Genomic DNA, 21,970 nt, shown 5'->3' on the forward strand with positions numbered 1-21,970 from the left:
CGTGGAAGCAGTCAGACCTCGCGCCTCCCGAAGTCAGTTGAAAAGGAGACCGCACCGATTCGGAGCACGAAAAGCTGCGGCGAGCGATTGATTAAGACACTTTTCAAAAAAATTGTACACAATAAAAACGACATTTTTTCCTGCACCCCCGCTACCCGGGCCTTTACCCCCGATCTGCCAGCACAGTGCCTGAACATTGAACTTTCAATCCATTAGCTGACTGATCAGGCAGGTTTCTTGCAGGCTCACGCCATTAACAGCAAAAGATGACAGTCGGTGAAAAATGCGAAAATTCAGGCTTACAAATTGCGATTAAAGTTGTATACAATCAGCCCATCGCTGTGACGCAAGCCTGCCAGGCCGCCACACCCATCTGTCAACGAACAAGAAGGAAGACTGCAGTGAGCGCTGACTACCCACGCGACCTGATCGGTTACGGCAGTAACCCTCCTCACCCACACTGGCCGGGCAATGCCCGCATCGCGCTGTCCTTCGTGCTCAATTACGAAGAAGGCGGCGAGCGCAACATTCTGCACGGCGACAAAGAATCCGAAGCGTTCCTGTCTGAAATGGTTGCTGCTCAGCCGCTGCAAGGCGCGCGCAACATGAGCATGGAATCGCTTTACGAGTATGGCAGCCGTGCCGGCGTCTGGCGGATCCTGAAACTGTTCAAGGAATTCGACATCCCGTTGACCATCTTCGCCGTCGCCATGGCCGCTCAGCGCCACCCGGATGTGATCCGTGCGATGGTCGATGCCGGCCACGAGATCTGCAGCCACGGTTACCGTTGGATCGACTACCAGTACATGGACGAAGCGCAGGAACGCGAGCACATGCTCGAAGCGATCCGCATCCTCACCGAAATCACCGGCGAGCGCCCACTGGGCTGGTATACCGGCCGCACCGGGCCGAACACCCGTCGCTTGGTCATGGAAGAAGGTGGTTTCCTCTACGACTGCGACACCTACGACGACGACCTGCCCTACTGGGAACCGAACAACCCGACCGGCAAGCCGCATCTGGTGATCCCGTACACCCTCGACACCAACGACATGCGCTTCACCCAAGTGCAAGGTTTCAACAAGGGTGACGACTTCTTCGAATACCTCAAAGACGCGTTCGACGTGCTCTACGCCGAAGGCGCTGACGCACCGAAGATGCTCTCGATCGGTCTGCACTGCCGCTTGATCGGCCGTCCGGGTCGCATCGCCTCGCTCAAACGCTTTATCGAATACGCCAAAAGTCATGAACAGGTGTGGTTCAGCCGTCGCGTCGACATCGCGCGTCACTGGCACGAAACCCAGCCGTACCAAGGGGCCGCCAAATGAGCCGCTTTCAAACCCTGCAACCGTCGACCCTGAGCCGCGACGCTTTCGTCAACGCTTTCGCCGACATCTACGAACATTCGCCATGGGTAGCCGAGAAGGCCTACGACCTGGGCGCGGACGCTTCGATCGACGAGATCGAAACCCTGCACCAGCGCATGAGCGACATCCTGTTGAGCGCCGATCACGCCAGTCAACTGGCACTGATCAACGCTCACCCGGACCTGGCCGGCAAAGCTGCCGTCCAGGGCCAACTGACCGAAGCCAGCACCAATGAACAAGCTGGCGCCGGTATTCACCAATGCACGGCCGAAGAGTTCCAGCGCTTCACCGAGCTGAACGACGCCTACAAAGCCAAGTTCAAGTTTCCCTTCATCATGGCGGTAAAAGGCAGCAACCGGCATCAGATCCTCGCGGCGTTCGAAACGCGCATTCACAACTCGCAAGACACCGAGTTCAAATGCGCGCTGGCGGAGATCAACAAGATCGCCCTGTTCCGTTTACTGACTCTTTAGCAAGCCTGGCCCGAGCATGTCAGACGCGGAGAATGTCCAGGGCCTCGCAAGCATCCCCAGCCACTTATTTAAAGGCAGACAAGAAGAATGAAAGCTTACGCCGTACCTTTCGAAAAATTCGTCAACCTGGCCGATGCCCGTCTGGGCACCAAAATCATCTCGGTCACCGATGACTGGTTCGCAGACGCCAATCGTCTGTTCCAACCGACCCCGGCCGTATGGAAGGAGGGCGTGTTCGATGACAACGGCAAGTGGATGGACGGCTGGGAATCGCGCCGCAAGCGCTTCGAAGGCTTCGACAGCGCAGTGATCCGTCTGGGCGTACCGGGCTCGATCAAAGGCGTGGACATCGACACTTCATTCTTCACCGGCAACTTCCCGCCATCGGCCTCTCTGGAGGCGTGCTTCCTGGCCTCGGGCGAGCCTGATGAAAACACCCAGTGGACTGAAGTGCTGTCGGCCGTCGAGCTGCAGGGCAACAGCCACCACTACCACGAAATCAGCAACGACAAAGCGTTCAGCCACCTGCGCTTCAACATCTACCCGGACGGTGGTGTGGCCCGTCTGCGCGTGTACGGCATTCCGTTCCGCGACTGGTCGGCGGTTGGCGACAACGAGCAAGTCGATCTGGCAGCAGCCCTCAATGGTGGCCGCGCCCTCGCCTGCTCCGACGAACACTTCGGCCGCATGAGCAACATCCTCAACCCGGGCCGTGGCATCAACATGGGCGACGGCTGGGAAACTGCACGTCGTCGCACGCCGGGCAATGACTGGGTGATCGTCGCGCTGGGTCATCCGGGCGAGATCGAGAAGATCGTCGTCGACACCCTGCACTTCAAAGGCAACTACCCGGACACTTGCTCGATCCAGGGCGCGTTCGTGAAAGGTGGTACTGACAGCCAGATCGAAACCCAGTCGCTGTTCTGGCGCGATCTGCTGCCAAGCCAGAAGCTGGAAATGCACGCCGAACACACCTTCGTCGAGCAGATCAAGGCGCTGGGCCCGATCACCCACATCCGCCTGAACGTGTTCCCGGACGGTGGTGTGAGCCGCCTGCGCGTTCTCGGCAAGGTCGCTAAATAACACCGCAATGATCGTTCCCACGCTCTGCGTGGGAACGCATCACTGGACGCTCTGCGTCCGTTCTGGATGTGACGCGGAGCGTCACGGGCTGCATTTCCACGCGGAGCGTGGGAACGATCACTCAACGAAAAGAAGAACAGCATGCGCACACTAACGATTGAACCGCTGAGCAAAGAAGCCTTCGCCCCTTTCGGTGACGTCATCGAAACCGACGGCAGCGATCACTTCATGATCAACAACGGTTCGACCATGCGCTTCCACAAACTGGCGACGGTCGAAACCGCTCAGCCTGAGGACAACGCGATCATCAGCATCTTCCGCGCCGACGCGCAGGACATGCCGTTGACCGTTTGCATGCTGGAACGCCATCCGCTGGGCAGCCAGGCTTTCATACCGCTGCTCGGCAACCCCTTTCTGATCGTGGTCGCGCCAGTTGGCGATGAACCTGTATCAGGCTTGGTCCGCGCCTTCGTCACCAACGGCAGGCAGGGCATCAATTACCATCGCGGCGTTTGGCACCATCCGGTGCTGACGATCGAAAAGCGGGATGACTTCCTGGTGGTTGATCGCAGTGGCACAGGCAATAACTGCGATGAGCATTTTTTCAAAGAGGATGAGCGTTTGATCCTCGCCCCCCACCAATAAGAGAAGGTCTGATCACTCGACAACAAGAGTGACAGGCGAGAGGTAAAGACTGTGGAAGCACATCTGTTGGAATGGCTGAACCTGAGCGTGCGCTGGGTTCACATGATTACTGGCGTGGCCTGGATCGGCGCGTCGTTCTACTTCGTCTGGCTGGAGAACAACCTCAACCGCGTCAACCCGAAAACCGGTCTGGCCGGTGACCTGTGGGCGATCCACGGTGGCGGTATCTATCACCTGGAAAAATACAAACTGGCCCCGCCGGCAATGCCGGAGAACCTGCACTGGTTCAAATGGGAAGCCTACTTCACCTGGATGTCGGGTATTGCGCTGCTGTGCGTGGTGTTCTACTCCAACCCAACGCTCTACCTGCTGGCTCCGGGCAGCACACTGAGCGGCCCTGAAGGCGTGGCCATCGGTATCGGCTCGCTGTTCCTCGGCTGGTTCATCTACTCCTTCCTCTGTGATTCGGCCTTGGGCAAACGCCCTGCTCTGCTCGGCTTCATTCTGTTCGTGCTGATCATCGGCGCGGCGTATGGCTTCAGCAAAGTGTTCAGCGGTCGTGGTGCGTACCTGCACGTTGGCGCGATCATCGGCACCATCATGGTCGGTAACGTGTTCCGCATCATCATGCCGGCGCAGCGTGCACTGGTGGCGGCGATTGCCGAGAACCGCACGCCGGATCCGGCGCTGCCGGCCAAAGGCTTGTTGCGTTCGCGTCACAACAACTACTTCACCCTGCCGGTGCTGTTCATCATGATCAGCAACCACTTCCCGAGCACCTATGGCAGCCAGTACAACTGGTTGATCCTCGCCGGGATTGCAGTGTTGGCGGTGTTGGTGCGTCACTACTTCAACACCCGTCACGACAGCCACAAGTTTGCCTGGACCCTGCCAGTGGCAGCGGTAGGCATGATCACGCTGGCGTACGTCACCGGCCCAACGCCGATGTCGACCGCTCCGGAAGTGGCCAAGGCGCCAGCCAAAATCGAGTATCAACCGCTGCCGGAGACGGCACTGGGCGGTGGCGCGAAACCGGCTGAAGCGGCGGCACCTGCTGCACCCGCAGACGCACCTGCAGCAGCGCCGGCGCAAGCCTCCAACGCAGGTCCGGCCTTCGACAAAGTGCACAACGTGATTCAAGAACGCTGCGCAGTTTGCCACTCGGCCAAACCGACCAGTCCGTTGTTCAGCGCAGCTCCGGCGGGTGTGATGCTCGACACCCCTGAGCAGATCCGCCAGAACGCGGCGCGCATCCAGGCGCAAGCCATCACCACGCAGATCATGCCGCTGGGCAACATCACGCAGATGACCCAGCAGGAACGTGACCTGATCGGTGCATGGATCGCCCAGGGAGCACAGACCAACTAAGCAACAAAGCTTCGCGAGCAGGCTCGCTCCCACAGAGATCGCGCATTTCCTGTGGGAGCGAGCCTGCTCGCGAATCGCCTTAGCGCGGTTTTACCTGATGCAAAGAAACAGCTGTGAGCAACCCGGCAGCTGTTAATCACAAGAATAAAAAGATCCGAGGTGTTGCATGTCCGAGCTGTCCAAAGCGCGCATCCCCGACGCACCCGCCATTCAGCGATTGCCCCTTTTGCAACTGATCCTGGTCGGTTTGCAACATGTTCTGCTGATGTACGGTGGCGCCATCGCGGTGCCGCTGATCATTGGACAGGCCGCTGGCCTGAGTCGTGAAGAAATTGCCTTCCTGATCAACGCCGACCTGCTGGTCGCCGGTGTCGCCACCATCGTGCAGTCCATGGGCATTGGTCCGATGGGCATTCGCATGCCGGTGATGATGGGCGCCAGTTTTGCCGCAGTCGGCAGCATGGTCGCCATGGCCGGCATGCCCGGTATCGGCCTGCAAGGCATCTTCGGCGCGACGATCGCCGCCGGTTTCTTCGGCATGCTCATCGCGCCGTTCATGTCCAAGGTCGTACGCTTCTTCCCACCCCTGGTGACCGGCACGGTCATCACCTCGATCGGTTTGTCGCTGTTCCCCGTGGCCGTGAATTGGGCCGGTGGCGGTGCCGCCGCCGCACAATTCGGCTCACCGATTTATCTGGCCATTGCCGCACTGGTGTTAGGCACCATTCTGCTGATCCACCGCTTCATGCGCGGTTTCTGGGTCAACATCTCCGTACTGATCGGCATGTGCATCGGCTACGTGCTGTGCGGCGCAATCGGCATGGTCGATCTGAGCGGCATGGCCAACGCGCCATGGATTCAGTTCGTCACCCCGCTGCATTTCGGCATGCCGAAATTCGAACTGGCGCCGATCCTGTCGATGTGTCTGGTGGTGGTGATCATCTTCGTCGAGTCCACCGGTATGTTCCTCGCGCTGGGCAAAATAACCGATCAGGAAGTCTGCCCGCGCATGCTGCGTCGCGGTTTGCTGTGTGATGCCGGCGCCTCGTTTGTCGCCGGTTTCTTCAACACCTTCACCCATTCCTCGTTCGCGCAGAACATCGGTCTGGTGCAGATGACCGGCGTGCGCTGCCGTTCGGTGACCATCGTTGCCGGTGGTTTGCTGATCGTCCTGAGCCTGCTGCCGAAAGCGGCATTCCTCGTCGCCTCGATTCCGCCAGCCGTACTGGGTGGCGCGGCGATTGCGATGTTCGGCATGGTCGCCGCGACCGGGATCAAGATTCTCCAGGAAGCCGACATCGGTGACCGTCGCAACCAGTTGCTGGTCGCGGTGAGCATCGGCATGGGCCTGATCCCGGTGGTGCGTCCGGAGTTCTTCGCGCACCTGCCGCTGTGGATGAGCCCGATTACCCACAGTGGCATCGCCATGGCAACGCTCAGCGCGCTGACGCTGAACCTGCTGTTCAACATTCTCGGCGGTAAAGAGCGCGCAGCGATCAACGACTGCCATGCGCACCAGCACTGACAGCAACACCGATGCCCCCTGTAGGAGTGAGCCTGCTCGCGATAGCGTTTTTTCAGTCAACTGATGTGTTGAATGTCACACCGCGATCGCGAGCAGGCTCACTCCTACAAAGGGCAAAAAAAGCTCTGCGCCTCAAACAATAAAAACAAGAGGGAGCAATAGATGATTCGCACGCAAACCAATGTGTTGTTGAGCGGCGGCCTGCTGGCCGCGAGTCAGGCCATGGCCGGCGATCTCCTGCTGTGGCAGACCAATAGCCTCAGCTATCTGTACGGCAAGAATTTCGCGATCAACCCGTCGATCCAGCAAACGCTCACCTTCGAGCACGCCGACAAGTGGAAGTACGGCGACAACTTCCTGTTCGTCGACAAGATCTTCTACAACGGCAAAGAAGATGCGAACAAAGGCCCGCACGCCTTCTACGGCGAATTCACCCCGCGCTTCTCCTTCGGCAAGATCTTCGACCAGAAGCTCGAATTCGGCCCGATCAAAGACGTCTTGCTCGCCATGACCTACGAATACGGTGAAGGCGACAGTGAGGCCTACCTGATCGGCCCCGGCTTCGACCTCAAGGTGCCCGGCTTCAACTACGTCACCCTGAACATTTTCCGCCGCCAGACCGAAGGCCCGCGTCCCGGCGACGGCGTCTGGCAGATCACCCCCGGCTGGTCGTACAGCTTTCCCCTGGGCAATTCCGATGTGCTGATCGACGGCTACCTCGACTGGGTCGTCGACAACGACGAGAACGCGCGTGGCACCTATCACGCCAACCTGCACATCAATCCACAGATCAAATATGACCTCGGCAAAGCCCTGGGCTGGAGCCAGAAGCAGTTGTATGTCGGCACCGAATACAGCTACTGGAAGAACAAGTACGGTGTCGAAAATACGCACAACTTCGACACCAATCAGAACACCGCCAGCCTGCTGGTGAAGGTGCACTTTTAAGATGGCCCGCAACCGTGCCCCATACCTGTCGTCGGTGCTCTGTTGCGGGGCACTTGAGAGCTGGCCGAGGAGTCAGTATTCTCCGCGGCCTCTTGAATTCGGTCTAAAAAAAAGCCCGGATTTAATTCCTGACCGACGGGCCAACTTATCCCGGCCCCGGTCAGTACCGAGGCATCCCGAAAACACGCTCAATCGACTGTTTTTCAGCAGCCGACGGGCGTTTTTTTGCTTTTCGAAAAGCCTTGGCCCAGCTCTTGCTAACAGCATGAAAGCTGACCAATCGGATGACTTTTGCAGCAACGAAAAAAGGCGCCACACCAGAGCGCCGATCTTAAAAAAATAAACGTGGAACACCTACTTTGGGAGCAACCGAATGAAACGTATGTGCACCAGCCTGATGCTTGCGGGATCAATGTTAGCCGGGGGCCAGGCCATGGCCGAAGGCCTGCTGCAATGGCAGAACAACAGCCTGACCTACCTCTATGGCAAGGACTTCCAGGTCAACCCGCGCATCCAGCAGACCGTCACCTTCGAACACGCCGATGCGTGGACGTACGGCGACAACTTCTTCTTCATCGACAAGATCTTCTACAACGGTGACAAGGACTTCAACAACGGTCCGAACACCTATTACGGCGAGTTCCAGCCACGCATCTCGCTGGGCAAGGTGCTCAACCAGAAGATCGAATTCGGCCCGATCAAAGACGTTCTGCTGGCGATGACCTACGAGTTCGGCGAAGGTGATACCGAGTCCTACCTGATCGGCCCTGGCTTCGACCTGGCCATCCCGGGCTTCGACTACTTCCAGTTGAACTTCTACCAGCGCCACACCGAAGGTTCGCGTGCCGGTGACAACGTCTGGCAGATCACCCCGGTCTGGTCCTACACCATTCCCGTGGGCAACTCGAACATCCTGATCGACGGCTACATGGACTGGGTGACCGACAACGATTCCAACTCTAAAGGCGATTACCACGCCAACCTGCACTTCAACCCACAGGTCAAATACGACCTGGGCAAGGCGCTGAGTTTTGGCGAGAAGCAGTTGTATGTCGGTGTTGAATACGACTACTGGAAAGACAAGTACGGCATCGACGACACCGGTGCCTTCAAGACCAATCAGAGCGTGACCAACTTCCTGGTGAAGTTCCACTTCTGATAAAAATCAAAAGATCGCAGGCTTCGCCAGCTCCTACAGGGATAGCGCATTCCAATGTAGGAGCTGCCGCAGGCTGCGATCTTTTGCTTTAAAATGGCAATCCCAAAAACCGGCACAACTCCTCGCGCTTGGCCAACGCATCGCGCCGTCCGAGATCAATCAACTCGCTGCAATACCCCGCCTCGAACAGCAAATAACTCAACACCCCCGCCCCACTCGTCTTCGTCGCCCCCGGTCCGCGCAAGAACAAACGCAACGCCGCCGGCAATTCCTGACGATGCCGCGCCGCGATCTCGTCGATCGGCTGACTCGGCGAGATCACCAAGACGTCCACCGGCGCCACACCCAGCTCGCGGGTCGGCGTGCCAGCAGGCATCAGATGGCTGAACTGGTTGAGACGCTGCAGCAACTCGATATCGCTCTCCAGACTGTCAATGAACGTGCTGTTGAGCATGTGCCCGCCGATCTGCGCGAGTGTCGGTTGCTGCCCCGTGTAAGTGCGCTCCAGCGGCTGCTGCGGATCAAAGCCGCGCGGGTTGCCACTGACACCCACCACCAGCACGCGACTGGCGCCCAGGTGCAACGCCGGACTGATCGGCGCTGATTGCCGCACCGCGCCGTCACCGAAATATTCATCACCGATCTTCACCGGCGCAAACAGTAACGGAATCGCCGAACTGGCCAGCAAGTGATCGACCGACAATTGCGTCGGCACGCCAATGCGCCGATGGCGCAGCCACGAATCAATCGTGCCGCCCCCTTGATAGAACGTCACCGCTTGCCCCGATTCATACCCGAACGCGGTCACCGCCACTGCGTGCAATTGCTTGCGCGCGATGGATTCGGCGATGCCGGGCATGTGCAGCTTTTCATTGAGCAGTTCGCGCAGCGGCGAACTGTTGAGCAACGCGACCGGCATTTGTCGCCCCATACCGAGCAGGCTGTGGCTGACAAAACGACTGGCCTGGTGAATAACGCCGGACCAGTCGCTGCGCAACACCCGGTGGCTGCGAAAGCCCTGCCAGAACAGCGTCAGCCGTTCGATGGCGGCGCGAAAATCCGTGGCACCGCTGGCGAGGCTCACCGCGTTGATCGCGCCTGCGGAAGTGCCGACGATCACCGGAAACGGATTGTCCGCGCCCACCGGCAACAATTCGGCAATCGCTGCCAGCACGCCCACCTGATACGCCGCCCGAGCCCCGCCGCCGGAAAGAATCAAACCTGTTACCGGTTCAGCTGGGCTCATCGCAACACTCCATGGTGCTCAAGGGGATCGATCAATCAACCACGTTTGGCGTACAGCTTCGGCTCGCCGGGTGGCCGGCTCTTGAAGCGTCGATGCGCCCACAGATATTGCTCCGGGCAATCGCGCAAAACGCCTTCGACCCACTGGTTGATGCGGATGCAGTCAGCCTCTTCGGTCTCGCCCGGGAAGTCCTCCAGCGGCGGATGCACGACCAGACGATAGCCGCTGCCGTCGGCCAGACGCTCCTGCGTGAACGGCACCACCAGTGCTTTACCCAAACGGGCAAATTTGGTGGTCGCGGTCACGGTCGCGGCCTGAATGCCGAACAGCGGCACGAAGATACTTTGCTTGGCGCCGTAATCCTGATCCGGCGCGTACCAGATCGCCCGACCGGAACGCAGCAATTTGAGCATGCCGCGCACGTCGTCACGTTCCACCGCCAGCGAATCGAGATTGTGCCGCTCGCGGCCCTGACGCTGGATGAAGTCGAACAACGGGTTTTTGTGTTCGCGGTACATGCCGTCGATGGTGTGCTGTTGGCCGAGCAACGCCGCGCCGATCTCCAGAGTGGTGAAATGCACTGCCATCAGAATCACGCCTTTGCCTTCGCGCTGGGCTTTTTGCAAATGCTCAAGGCCTTCCACATGGGCCAGCTTCGCCAGGCGCTCACGCGACCACCACCAGCTCATCGCCATCTCAAAAAACGCGATACCGGTGGAGGCGAAGTTTTCCTTGAGCAGGCGTTTGCGTTCGGCGGCGGATTTTTCCGGGAAGCACAGTTCAAGATTGCGCTTGGCGATGCGCCGTCGGTCGCCAGCGAGGCGATACATCAACGCACCCAAAACTCGACCGATGGTCAGCAAGGCCGGATACGGCAGCTGCACGATCAGCCATAAAAGCCCCAAGCCGCACCAGAGCGGCCAGAAGCGCGGAGCAAGAAATGCTTTTCGAAAACGCGGGCGATCCATTAAAGCTTCCGTAAATACAGTGGCCGCGCATTCTACATCGTTCGACCCGGCTTGCGGCCTGCGGGCGTTCTCGTTATAAGTCTCGGCACTTTTAGTGACAAGCCGTTGTATGCCGACATGAGCAAAACCGAACCGTTAGACCAAGATCCCGTGTTCCAGTTGAAGGGCAGCATGCTGGCCATTACCGTGCTGGAACTGGCCCGTAACGACCTCGACAGCCTCGATCGGCAATTGGCCGCCAAAGTTGCGCAGGCGCCGAATTTCTTCAGCAACGCGCCGCTGGTTCTGGCGCTGGACAAATTGCCGCCGGGCGAAGGCGCTGTCGATCTGCCGGGCCTGATGCGCGTGTGCCGTCAACATGGCCTGCGCACCCTGGCGATTCGCGCCAGCCGCATTGAAGACATCGCCGCCGCCATCGCCATCGACATCCCGGTGTTGCCGCCCTCCGGCGCCCGCGAACGACCGCTGGAAATGGCCGAAGCCGAAGTCAAAAAGAAGCCGGAAAAGCCGCCTGAACCGACCGTCAAACAGACCCGCGTCATCACCACGCCAGTACGTGGTGGCCAACAGATATATGCCCAGGGTGGCGATTTGGTGGTGGTGTCTTCGGTCAGTCCGGGGGCGGAACTTCTCGCCGATGGCAACATCCATGTATACGGCCCGATGCGTGGTCGGGCGCTGGCCGGCGTGAAGGGTGATACCAAGGCACGGATTTTCTGTCAGCAATTGAGCGCTGAACTGATCTCCATCGCCGGTCATTACAAGGTTTCCGAAGATTTGCGTCGCGACCCAATGTGGGGCTCGGGCGTACAGGTCAGCCTGTCGGGCGACGTGTTGAACATCATTCGGCTTTAACGGATACTGCCGCATTTTCCAAGCATCTCTAAAACGTAGCGAAAACGGCTCAAACGAAGTAGGAAAAAGGCCTAAAGCCAAATTCCAGCCAAGGCTGTCCGACTGCAGTAGTTTTCAAGAGATGTTTTTCAGGGGCTAAAAAGTCCTTCTTCCTTAGGGGTGAAACACCTTGGCCAAGATTCTCGTGGTTACATCCGGCAAGGGTGGTGTGGGTAAGACCACCACCAGCGCCGCTATCGGTACCGGTCTCGCTCTGCGCGGCCACAAAACAGTGATCGTCGACTTCGACGTGGGCTTGCGTAACCTTGACCTGATCATGGGTTGCGAGCGCCGCGTGGTGTATGACTTCGTCAACGTGGTCAACGGCGAAGCCAACCTGCAACAGGCACTGATCAAAGACAAGCGCCTGGAAAACCTCTACGTACTGGCCGCCAGTCAGACCCGCGACAAAGACGCGCTGACCGTCGAAGGCGTGGAAAAAGTCCTGATGGAGCTCAAGGAACAATTCGAGTTCGTCGTCTGCGACTCCCCGGCAGGCATCGAGAAAGGTGCGCACCTGGCCATGTACTTCGCTGACGAAGCGATCGTCGTGACCAACCCGGAAGTGTCCTCGGTACGAGATTCGGACCGTATGCTCGGCCTGCTGGCGAGCAAATCGCGTCGCGCCGAACGTGGCGAAGACCCGATCAAGGAACACCTGTTGATCACCCGCTACCATCCAGAGCGTGTTGAAAAAGGCGAGATGCTGGGCGTTGAAGACGTCAAGGAAATCCTCTCGGTCACCCTGCTCGGCGTGATCCCGGAATCCCAGGCGGTGCTCAAGGCATCCAACCAGGGCGTCCCGGTGATTCTCGACGACCAGAGCGATGCCGGTCAGGCTTACAGCGATACCGTCGACCGCTTGCTGGGCAAAGAAAAAGCCCACCGTTTCCTCGATGTCGAGAAGAAGGGATTCTTCGAGCGCCTGTTTGGAGGTAGGTAATGAACCTTTTTGACTTCTTTCGTGCCAACAAAAAGCCAAGTACCGCCTCGGTAGCGAAAGAGCGTCTACAGATCATCGTGGCGCATGAGCGCGGCCAGCGCAGCACGCCGGATTACTTGCCAGCCTTGCAGAAGGAACTGGTCGACGTGATCCGCAAGTACGTCAACATCGGCAACGACGATGTACATGTTGCACTGGAAAGCCAGGGCAGTTGCTCGATTCTGGAACTCAACATCACCCTGCCTGATCGCTGAGTCGATTTGGCAGTCGCTACGGCGGCTCGGACTATTGATGCTTGTGTAGGAGCTGCCGAAGGCTGCGATCTTTTGATCTTCAACGTCAAAAGATTGCAGCCTTCGGCAGTTCCTACAGGGTTATCAGCAGTTCCGAGCCGCCGTTGGCATTTGTTACGAGGCTGTTTTAATGCCGTTGTCCAACATCCGCATCATCCATCAGGACGCCGCCGTACTGGTGGTCGACAAACCGACGTTGCTGCTCTCGGTGCCCGGTCGCGCCGACGACAATAAGGATTGCCTGATTACCCGTTTGCAGGAAAACGGCTACCCGGAAGCGCGCATCGTCCATCGTCTGGACTGGGAAACCTCCGGCATCATTCTGCTCGCGCGTGACGCCGACACTCACCGCGAACTGTCGCGCCAGTTTCACGACCGTGAAACAGAGAAGGCCTACACTGCCCTGGCTTGGGGTCAACCGGAACTGGACAGCGGCAGCATCGACTTGCCCCTGCGCTACGATCCGCCGACCAAACCGCGTCACGTGGTCGATCACGAATTCGGCAAACATGCGCTGACCTTCTGGCGCGTGCTCGAACGTTGCGGCGACTGGTGCCGCGTCGAGCTGACACCGATCACCGGGCGTTCGCACCAGTTACGCGTGCACATGCTGTCGATCGGGCATCCGCTGCTGGGTGACGGGCTCTATGCCCATGAACAAGCCCTCGCAGCCTGGCCACGGCTGTGCCTGCACGCGAGCATGCTCAGCTTCACCCACCCGCAAACCGGCGAACGCCTGCGTTTCGAGTGCCCCGCGCCGTTCTGACCGCCACTGCAGACCCCTTGTAGGAGTGAGCCTGCTCGCGATAGCGGTGTGTCAGACAAAAATTACTTAATGACATACCGCTATCGCGAGCAGGCTCACTCCTACACGGATCCGGTGCAGATTCAATTCCCCGGCCGATGCGTTAAACTCCCGCCCATTGCTGTCTGGAGTTTCTTATGCGCGAAGAGTTGAACCAAGGCCTGATCGACTTCCTCAAGGCCTCCCCTACCCCGTTCCACGCCACCGCCAGTCTTGTTCAGCGTCTGGAGGCTGCCGGTTTCGTGCGCCTCGACGAACGTGAGCCATGGACCACCGAGCCGAACGGCCGCTATTACGTCACCCGCAACGACTCCTCGATTGTCGCGATCAAAATGGGCCGCACTTCGCCCCTGCACGGCGGTATCCGCCTGGTCGGCGCGCACACCGACAGCCCGTGCCTGCGGGTCAAGCCGCAACCGGAACTGCAGCGTCAAGGCTTCTGGCAACTGGGCGTTGAAGTCTACGGCGGCGCGCTGCTGGCACCGTGGTTCGACCGCGATCTGTCGCTGGCCGGCCGCGTGACCTTCCGCCGCGACGGCAAGGTCGAGAGCCAGTTGATCGACTTCAAGGCACCGATCGCGATCATTCCCAACCTGGCCATTCACCTTAACCGTGAAGCCAATCAAGGCTGGGCGATCAATGCGCAGACCGAACTGCCGCCGATCCTCGCGCAATTCGCCGGCGACGAGCGCGTCGATTTCCGCGCCGTGCTCACCGAGCAACTGGCCCGCGAACACGGCTTGAATGCCGACGTCGTGCTGGATTACGAGTTGAGTTTCTACGATACGCAAAGTGCCGCCGTCATCGGTTTGAATGGCGACTTCATTGCCGGCGCGCGCCTCGACAACCTGCTGTCGTGCTACGCCGGTCTGCAAGCATTGCTGACTGCCGAAACCGACGAAACCTGCGTGCTGGTGTGCAACGACCACGAAGAAGTCGGCTCCTGCTCGGCTTGCGGTGCCGACGGCCCGATGCTCGAACAAACCCTGCGCCGCCTGCTGCCGGAAGGTGATGAATTCGTCCGCACCATCCAGAAGTCCCTGCTGGTCTCGGCCGACAACGCCCACGGCGTGCACCCCAACTATGCAGAAAAGCACGACGCCAACCACGGCCCGAAACTCAATGCCGGCCCGGTGATCAAGGTCAACAGCAACCAGCGCTACGCCACCAACAGCGAAACCGCCGGCTTCTTCCGCCATCTGTGCATGGCCGAAGAAGTCCCTGTGCAAAGTTTCGTGGTGCGCAGCGACATGGGCTGTGGCTCGACCATCGGCCCGATCACCGCCAGCCACCTGGGCGTGCGCACCGTCGACATCGGCCTGCCGACCTTCGCCATGCACTCGATCCGCGAACTGTGCGGCAGCCATGACCTGGCGCACCTGGTCAAAGTGCTGAGCGCGTTCTACGCCTGCCGCGAGTTGCCTTAAAAGCTTCGGCAAAATGCGATTCAATGTAGGAGCTGCCGAAGGCTGCGATCTTTTGATCTTGAAAACAAAATCAAAAGATCGCAGCCTGCGGCAACTCCTACTCAGATCAATACCGGCCGGCAGAAACCGACCTAGACTTACATCATTCATTTCGACAAGGCAGTCCCCATGATCTCGATGTCTTCGTTTCACGCCATGCTCATTCCGATTCTGAGCGGAATGATCCTGCTGGCCATCGGCTTCAACTTCCGCGACAAGAACGCCGGTGTGTTCGCCATGTGGATCGGCATGCTCACGATCCTCGCCACCGTGGTCTACAAGATCCTCGCCAAACTCAACGAATAAATCCGCGCCCGGCTCGCATTGACGGGGTTGGCCTCGTACACTCCAGCGAATCCGCCCCTTGCGAGGTTGACCGCCTAGTGTTCGCTCGTCTTTTTGCTTTGCCCAGTCTGTTCCTCGTCTGCCTGATGACGCTGCTGCCGCTGGCGCCCGCCCATGCGGTCGGTTTGCCCGGTCTGCTCAACACCAACAAGGCGCAGCCCGAAGCCCAGGAACCGCTCGGCCAGTCCCTCGACGAAGTCATCAAGTCGCTGGAAAACGACAAGCAACGCGCACAGTTGCTGACCGATCTGAAAAAGCTGCGCGACGCTACGAAAAAAGCCCAGACCACACCGGAAGAAGGCGTGCTCGGCCTGATCGGCGGCACCCTGGCCAATTTCGAAAAACAGTTTTCCGGTGCCGACAGCCCGATTACCCGTTGGTCCAACGAGTTCGACCTGGCCAAGGAGGAACTCAGCGGCATGATGCTGCCGGCTAACGAATGGCTGCCGATCATCTTCGGTTTCGCCATGATCCTCGCGGTGTGGAGCCTGCTCGCCGCCGCCCTGATCTGGCTCGGCCATCGAGTGCGCATGCGCTTCGGCCTGACCGAAGAGCTGCCACAACACCCCAAAGCCCTCGACATGCTGCGCTTCGCTTTGCGCAAGCTCGGGCCATGGTTGATCGCGCTGGTGATGACCGTTTACATGTCCTACGCTTTGCCATCTTCGCTGGGCAAAAGCCTGGCGATGGTACTGGCCTACGCACTGGTGGTCGGAACGTGTTTCTCGGCGATCTGCGTGATCGCGTTTTCCCTGCTCGATGGCCCGCACCGCCATCGCGCGCTGTATATCCTGCGTCATCAAGCATTTCGACCGCTGTGGCTGATCGGCAGCTTCGCCGCGTTTGGTGAAGCGCTGAACGACCCACGCCTGATCGAAAGCCTCGGCGTGCACCTGGCGCACTCCGCCGCCACTATCGCCAATGTCCTCGCGGCACTCTCTACCGGTCTGTTTATCCTGCGTTTCCGCCGACCGATCGCGCACCTGATCCGCAACCAGCCGCTGTCCCGACGCCTGACCCGCCGCGCCCTCAGCGACACCATCGAAATCCTCGGAACGTTCTGGTACGTGCCGGCGCTGGTGCTGGTCGGCATCTCGCTGTTCGCCACGTTCGTTTCCGCCGGCGACACCAGCACCGCCTTGCGCCAGTCGCTGATCTGCACCGTGTTGCTGGTGTTGTGCATGGTGATCAACGGCCTCGTGCGTCGCCATTCACTGAAACCGCAGCGCGGGGCGAGACGTCACGCCTTGTACTCGGAGCGCCTGAAAAACTTCTTCTACACCCTCGCGCATCTGCTGGTGTGGCTGGCATTCATCGAGCTGGGCCTGCGCGTCTGGGGCAAATCGTTGATCGGTTTCGCCGAGGGCGATGGGCATGACGTCAGCGTCAAACTGTTCAGCCTGGCCGGTACGTTGATTTTTTCCTGGCTGATCTGGATTCTCGCCGACACCGCCGTGCACCACGCCCTCACCCGCTCGCGTAAAGGCCTGGCCAACGCCCGCGCGCAAACGATGATGCCGCTGATCCGCAACGTGCTGTTCGTGGCGATTTTCATCATCGCGCTGATCGTCGCACTGGCGAACATGGGCATGAACGTCACGCCATTGCTGGCCGGTGCCGGTGTAATCGGTCTGGCCATCGGTTTCGGTGCGCAGTCGCTGGTTGCCGACTTGATCACCGGCCTGTTCATCATCATCGAAGACTCGCTGGCCATCGATGACTACGTCGACGTCGGCGGCCACCTCGGCACCGTCGAAGGCCTGACCATCCGCACCGTGCGTCTGCGCGACATCGACGGCATCGTTCACACCATCCCGTTCAGCGAAATCAAAAGCATCAAGAACTACTCGCGGGAGTTCGGCTACGCGATCTTCCGCGTCGCCGTGCCGTACAACATGGAAATCGACGACGCGATCAAACTGATGCGCGAAGTCGGGCAGAAGATGCGTACCGATCCGTTGCAGCGACGCAACATCTGGTCGCCGCTGGAGATTCAGGGGGTCGAAAGTTTCGAGTCCGGCAGCGCGATTCTGCGCGCGCGATTCAAGACCGCGCCGATCAAACAATGGGAAGTGTCCCGAGCCTTCAACCTGTCGCTCAAACGCCACCTCGACGAGGCTGGACTCGATCTGGCAACGCCGCGCATGAGCGTGCAAGTGATCACCGCCGGCGGTGGCGAACCGAAGGAATAGGCACTCAGGCGCGCGGTTGCAGTCACAGGCAGGGAAGCCCGACAACAATAATCAAGGAGAAACCCGATGCAACTGACGCGCATTGCCCAGACCGTTTTGCTCACCCTGGTCGCCAGCCACGCCGGCGCCGCGACGATGGACAGCACCCGCGCTGAAATCGCCGAACAAGCGCAAAAGCTTGAACCGCAACTGCTGGAAACCCGCCGCGACATCCACGCCCACCCGGAACTCGGCAACACGGAAAAACGCACTGCGGAACTGGTCGCCAAACAACTCACGGCCATGGGCCTGGAAGTGAAAACCGGCGTCGCCCGCACCGGCGTGGTCGCCGTTCTCAAAGGCGCCCTGCCCGGTCCTACCGTGGCCCTGCGCGCCGACATGGATGCGCTGCCGGTCAAGGAGGTCGCCGACCTGCCGTTCGCCTCGAAAGCCAAAGGCATCTACCTCGACAAAGAAGTCGACGTCATGCACGCCTGCGGCCACGACGCCCACACCGCAATCCTGCTCAGCACGGCGAAAATTCTCACAGGCATGCGCGACACATTACCCGGCACCGTGGTGTTCTACTTCCAGCCCGCCGAAGAAGGCCCGAGCGACTTCATCCCCGACGGCAAAAACACCTGGGGCGCGAAAATGATGGTCGAGGAAGGCGTGATGAAATCACCCAAACCGGACGCGGTCTTCGGCCTGCACGTCTGGGCCGGCGTCCCCGCCGGCCAGATCGCCTACCGCCCCGGCGCCACCCTGGCCAGCTCCGACGACCTGCGCATCAAAATCCTCGGCAAGCAAACCCACGCCGGCCGCCCTTGGGACGGCATCGACCCGATCACCGTCGGCGCACAAACCATCGTCGGCCTGCAAACAGTGGTCAGCCGCCGCACCGACATCTCGTCTTATCCGTCAGTGGTCAGCATCGGCACCATCAACGGTGGCACCCGCTACAACATCATTCCCGAATCCGTCGACATGAGCGGAACGATCCGCTCCTACGACTACGGCATTCGCCAGAAACTGCATGCCGATGTCCGCCAGACCGTGGAAAAAATCGCCGAAAGTGGCGGCGCGAAAGCTGACGTCACCATCATCGAAAAATACGACCCGACCATCAACAACCCGGCGCTCACCGAAAAAATGCTGCCGACTTTGAAGTGGGCGGCGAAGGATGATGTGGTGAATGCACCGCTGGTGGGGGGCGCGGAAGACTTCTCGTTCTTTGCCAAGGAAGTTCCGGGGTTGTTTGTATTTCTCGGCGTGACGCCGCGGGATCAGGACATGAGCAAGGCCGCGCCGAATCATAATCCCGGGTTCTTTGTGGATGAGTCGGCGCTGGTGGTGGGCGTGAGGACATTGGCGTCGCTGGCGACGGATTATTTGTATGCCAATGCTGGGGCAGGCAAATAGGGACGAGGTGACTGTGGGGGCGCTTTCGCGAGCAAGCTCGCTCCCACATTTGGACCGTGTGCAGCCTGTCAGAAACAGGTCGGCTGTCAGGCCGCCATCGCGAGCAGGCTCACTCCTACATTTGGAACGTGTGGACCCTGTCAGAAACAGGTCGGCTGTCAGCCCGCCATCGCGAGCAGGCTCGCTCCCACATTTGGACCGTGTGCAGCCTGTCAGAAACAGGTCGGCTGTCAGGCCGCCATCGCTGGCAAGCCAGCTCCCACAAGGATTGAGTCCAACCGTAAACCTATATCGCCTTCGCTTCTCACCACTCAACACAATGAGCGTTAGCTCGAGTACCGCTTTTGATCTTGATCCACGGGCGACGTCGGAAGGCTGAGTGGAGGGATTGATCCGGGCGTGGGAGCGCAGCGACCGTTTGGCGCAGCCAAACACAGCGAGAGGAGGTGCAGCGAAGCAAACCGTAGGCGCTGCGCCCGGATCGATCCCGGAGCGAAGGAACCCCGAGCCCCAGCGAGCGGGCCGCACGTAGGAGCAAGCCTTTTGGGTTACCTTTTCGGCGTTTGGAAAAGGTGACCCGCCGTAAGGGCGGAACCCCAAGTAGCCGTTACCGCAGCAACGGATATACACCCAAAACGATCAAACCACATCTACCGATACGTGAATCGCATCATGCCGCCAAAACTCCAGATCACAATCAATCAACCGCTCATGCTGATCATAATTGACCCGAGCAATCCGCAACCCCGGACTCCCCACAGAAACCCGTAAAGCCGCCGCCGCATCCACCGACAACGACGTAGGCACAATCTCGAACCGCACCCGCCCATAGTGCAAATCGTAATGCCGCGCATACAACTCGGTCATCGACTGATTCAAATCAAACTCAAGAATCCCCGGAAAAAACTGCGGATTCAAATAGTGCTCCACATACAACACCAAACGCCCATCAATGCGCCGCGACCGGCAAATCTGAATCACGCTCGACAACGCCGGCAGCTGCAACCACGCACACACCGCCGCCGAGGCCGGCTGCAGCCGCGCCGAAATCACCTCGGTCGACGGCACCCGCCCCTGCGCACTGACCATTGCGTGAAAATGACTGCGCTGCATCAGGTTGTAGGCCAGACGCGGCGGCGACACGAACCAGCCGCGCCGTTCTTCGCGATAAATCTGCCCCTGCGCTTCCAGTTGCAACAACGCCTCGCGCACGGTAATCCGCGTCGTGCCGAACAACTCACTGAGCTTGCGTTCGGCCGGCAACTTGCTGCCCGCCGCCAACAACCCGTGATCGAGTTGTTCCTGCAGCACCTGGCCAATCGCTGTCACCGCTTTTGTTGCCTCATCGCGCATCAACGTTACCTATCTGGACTAGACCAGCACTGTTTCGGGGCAAAACCGCACGGCGATCAAGCCGTTTCCTGATGATGCAAGCCTAGGCAGTGCAGATGACCGAGAGATGACAAAACTACCGAACGGTCGTCTTCACGACTTGCAATACATCGGCCAAGTCCCTGGCCCTGCGGGCCTTTGAGCATGGTCTACGCTTATCTGGCACCCGCCGATACCGGGCAAATAAAGGGCTTTGCGCAAGGCCGCGGACATCAAAGTGTCATCCAGCCCCCTTAGATTGGCTCAGGTATTGCTGACCTAGACCAACCCACACCGCAATCGCAGCGTTGAACACGACCAAGGAGCTTCGGAATGAAACAGCTTTTCCTGGCAACACTGTTAGGCTCGACCATTGCAATGTGCACCTCCGCCATGGCGGCCGGCACCGATCTGAAAACCCTCGAAGCCGCTGCGAAAGCGGAAGGCGCCGTCAACAGCGTCGGCATGCCGGATGACTGGGCCAACTGGAAAGGCACCTGGGAAGACCTGGCCAAGACCTACGGCCTGAAACACATCGACACCGACATGAGCTCGGCCCAGGAAATCGCCAAGTTCGCCGCCGAGAAAGACAACGCTACCGCCGACATCGGCGACGTCGGTGCCGCCTTCGGCCCGATCGCGGTCAAGCAAGGCGTGGTGCAGCCGTACAAGCCAAGCACCTGGGATCAAGTCCCGGACTGGGCCAAGGACAAGGACGGCAACTGGGCGCTGGCCTACACCGGCACCATTGCTTTCATCGTCAACAAGAAGCTGCTGCACGGTTCCGAAGTACCGACCAAATGGGCTGACCTCAAGGGCGGCAAATACAAAGTCTCGATCGGTGACGTGAGCACCGCCGCACAAGCGGCCAACGGCGTTCTCGCTGCGGCACTGGCCAACGGTGGCGACGAGAAAAACATCAAGCCTGCGCTGCTGCTGTTCGCCGACATCGCCAGGCAAGGTCGCCTGTCGATGGCCAACCCGACCATCGCCACCATGGAAAAAGGCGAGATCGAAGTCGGCGTGGTCTGGGACTTCAACGGCCTGAGCTACAAGGCCAAGATGGCCAACCCGGATGACTACGTCGTGCTCATCCCGTCCGACGGTTCGGTGATTTCCGGCTACACCACGATCATCAACAAATACGCAAAAAATCCTAACGCCGCCAAGCTGACTCGCGAATACATCTTCAGCGACGCCGGCCAGACCAATCTCGCGCGCGGCAACGCCCGCCCGATCCGCGCCGAACACCTGCAACTGCCGGAAGACGTGAAGGCCAAGCTGCTGCCAAACGAGCAGTACAAGAAAGTCACCCCGATCAAAGATGCCGACGCGTGGGAAAAGACTTCGAAAGCCCTGCCACAGGCGTGGAACGAAGAAGTCATCGTGGAAATGAAATAAGCGGCTGATCACCATTTTTGTGATCCGAAACAAATCCCCATGTAGGAGTGAGCCTGCTCGCGATAGCGGTAGTTCAG

Annotated in this window: 20 protein-coding genes; 17 read left to right on the forward strand and 3 right to left on the reverse strand. The window is 59.5% G+C overall.

Going from position 1 to position 21,970, the window contains the following annotated elements; all coding sequences use genetic code 11:
* Positions 1-401: 401 nt before the first annotated feature.
* The 8 genes from puuE (at position 402) to CQ009_RS27980 (ending at position 8,568) form a co-directional block, all read left to right on the forward strand.
* Positions 402-1,328, forward strand: coding sequence for an allantoinase PuuE (gene puuE / locus CQ009_RS27945; RefSeq protein ID WP_105709326.1), 927 nt, complete (start codon positions 402-404; stop codon positions 1,326-1,328).
* The gene (gene uraD, locus CQ009_RS27950; protein ID WP_064391195.1) at positions 1,325-1,840 is read left to right on the forward strand and encodes a 2-oxo-4-hydroxy-4-carboxy-5-ureidoimidazoline decarboxylase; all 516 of its coding nucleotides are present in this window, start codon (positions 1,325-1,327) and stop codon (positions 1,838-1,840) included. Before puuE ends, uraD begins: the two co-directional genes overlap by 4 nt.
* 87 nt (positions 1,841-1,927) lie before the next feature.
* A complete protein-coding gene (alc, locus tag CQ009_RS27955; RefSeq protein WP_105709327.1) occupies positions 1,928-2,923 on the forward strand; it encodes an allantoicase in 996 nt (331 codons plus the stop codon).
* A 141-nt stretch (positions 2,924-3,064) separates the two neighbouring features.
* Positions 3,065-3,568, forward strand: coding sequence for an ureidoglycolate lyase (locus CQ009_RS27960; RefSeq protein ID WP_034151759.1), 504 nt, complete (start codon positions 3,065-3,067; stop codon positions 3,566-3,568).
* Positions 3,569-3,619: 51 nt separating this feature from the next.
* Entirely contained in the window at positions 3,620-4,936 is a 1,317-nt protein-coding gene (locus CQ009_RS27965) for a urate hydroxylase PuuD (protein WP_064391193.1), read from the forward strand.
* 166 nt (positions 4,937-5,102) lie between these two features.
* A complete protein-coding gene (locus CQ009_RS27970) occupies positions 5,103-6,461 on the forward strand; it encodes a nucleobase:cation symporter-2 family protein (protein ID WP_064391192.1) in 1,359 nt (452 codons plus the stop codon).
* 162 nt (positions 6,462-6,623) lie between these two features.
* Positions 6,624-7,409: an outer membrane protein OmpK gene (locus CQ009_RS27975; protein ID WP_064391191.1), complete on the forward strand. Its 786-nt coding sequence runs from the start codon at positions 6,624-6,626 to the stop codon at positions 7,407-7,409.
* Positions 7,410-7,782: 373 nt separating this feature from the next.
* Entirely contained in the window at positions 7,783-8,568 is a 786-nt protein-coding gene (locus CQ009_RS27980; protein ID WP_064391190.1) for an outer membrane protein OmpK, read from the forward strand.
* An 88-nt stretch (positions 8,569-8,656) separates the two neighbouring features.
* Here CQ009_RS27980 and CQ009_RS27985 read toward each other — a convergent pair whose 3' ends face one another.
* Together CQ009_RS27985 and CQ009_RS27990 are read right to left on the reverse strand one after the other, a co-directional pair.
* Positions 8,657-9,814: a patatin-like phospholipase family protein gene (locus CQ009_RS27985; RefSeq protein WP_105709328.1), complete on the reverse strand. Its 1,158-nt coding sequence runs from the start codon at positions 9,812-9,814 to the stop codon at positions 8,657-8,659.
* Positions 9,815-9,849: 35 nt separating this feature from the next.
* Positions 9,850-10,782, reverse strand: a complete 933-nt coding sequence (locus CQ009_RS27990; RefSeq protein WP_064391188.1) for a lipid A biosynthesis lauroyl acyltransferase — start codon at positions 10,780-10,782, stop codon at positions 9,850-9,852.
* Between the two features lie 117 nt (positions 10,783-10,899).
* On the opposite strand from CQ009_RS27990, the gene minC reads away from it, so the two are divergent.
* From minC to CQ009_RS28030, 8 genes are all read left to right on the forward strand, one after another.
* The gene (gene minC / locus CQ009_RS27995; RefSeq protein WP_064391243.1) at positions 10,900-11,637 is read left to right on the forward strand and encodes a septum site-determining protein MinC; all 738 of its coding nucleotides are present in this window, start codon (positions 10,900-10,902) and stop codon (positions 11,635-11,637) included.
* 169 nt (positions 11,638-11,806) lie between these two features.
* Positions 11,807-12,619 (forward strand): septum site-determining protein MinD, encoded by an 813-nt coding sequence (gene minD, locus CQ009_RS28000; RefSeq protein ID WP_007913953.1) that lies wholly within the window; start codon positions 11,807-11,809, stop codon positions 12,617-12,619.
* Positions 12,619-12,873 carry a cell division topological specificity factor MinE gene (minE, locus tag CQ009_RS28005; protein WP_003223146.1) on the forward strand — a complete coding sequence of 85 codons (255 nt, stop codon included), beginning with the start codon at positions 12,619-12,621 and terminating at the stop codon, positions 12,871-12,873. Before minD ends, minE begins: the two co-directional genes overlap by 1 nt.
* 169 nt (positions 12,874-13,042) lie before the next feature.
* Positions 13,043-13,678, forward strand: a complete 636-nt coding sequence (locus tag CQ009_RS28015; protein WP_007960625.1) for an RluA family pseudouridine synthase — start codon at positions 13,043-13,045, stop codon at positions 13,676-13,678.
* 176 nt (positions 13,679-13,854) lie between these two features.
* The gene (locus tag CQ009_RS28020) at positions 13,855-15,144 is read left to right on the forward strand and encodes a M18 family aminopeptidase (protein WP_105709329.1); all 1,290 of its coding nucleotides are present in this window, start codon (positions 13,855-13,857) and stop codon (positions 15,142-15,144) included.
* A 168-nt stretch (positions 15,145-15,312) separates the two neighbouring features.
* Complete coding sequence (locus CQ009_RS30125) at positions 15,313-15,489, forward strand: hypothetical protein (protein ID WP_163004785.1); 177 nt, start codon at positions 15,313-15,315, stop codon at positions 15,487-15,489.
* Between the two features lie 77 nt (positions 15,490-15,566).
* Positions 15,567-17,720: a mechanosensitive ion channel family protein gene (locus tag CQ009_RS28025; RefSeq protein ID WP_064391187.1), complete on the forward strand. Its 2,154-nt coding sequence runs from the start codon at positions 15,567-15,569 to the stop codon at positions 17,718-17,720.
* A 66-nt stretch (positions 17,721-17,786) separates the two neighbouring features.
* The gene (locus tag CQ009_RS28030) at positions 17,787-19,121 is read left to right on the forward strand and encodes an amidohydrolase (protein WP_105709330.1); all 1,335 of its coding nucleotides are present in this window, start codon (positions 17,787-17,789) and stop codon (positions 19,119-19,121) included.
* A 639-nt stretch (positions 19,122-19,760) separates the two neighbouring features.
* Here CQ009_RS28030 and CQ009_RS28035 read toward each other — a convergent pair.
* Entirely contained in the window at positions 19,761-20,474 is a 714-nt protein-coding gene (locus CQ009_RS28035; protein ID WP_105709331.1) for a UTRA domain-containing protein, read from the reverse strand.
* A gap of 351 nt (positions 20,475-20,825) precedes the next feature.
* Between CQ009_RS28035 and CQ009_RS28040 the strand changes: the two genes are divergently transcribed.
* Positions 20,826-21,893: an ABC transporter substrate-binding protein gene (locus CQ009_RS28040; RefSeq protein ID WP_064391184.1), complete on the forward strand. Its 1,068-nt coding sequence runs from the start codon at positions 20,826-20,828 to the stop codon at positions 21,891-21,893.
* Positions 21,894-21,970 lie beyond the last annotated feature (77 nt).

It is taken from the genome of Pseudomonas sp. MYb2 (assembly GCF_002979955.1).
In the GTDB taxonomy this organism is placed as follows: domain Bacteria; phylum Pseudomonadota; class Gammaproteobacteria; order Pseudomonadales; family Pseudomonadaceae; genus Aquipseudomonas.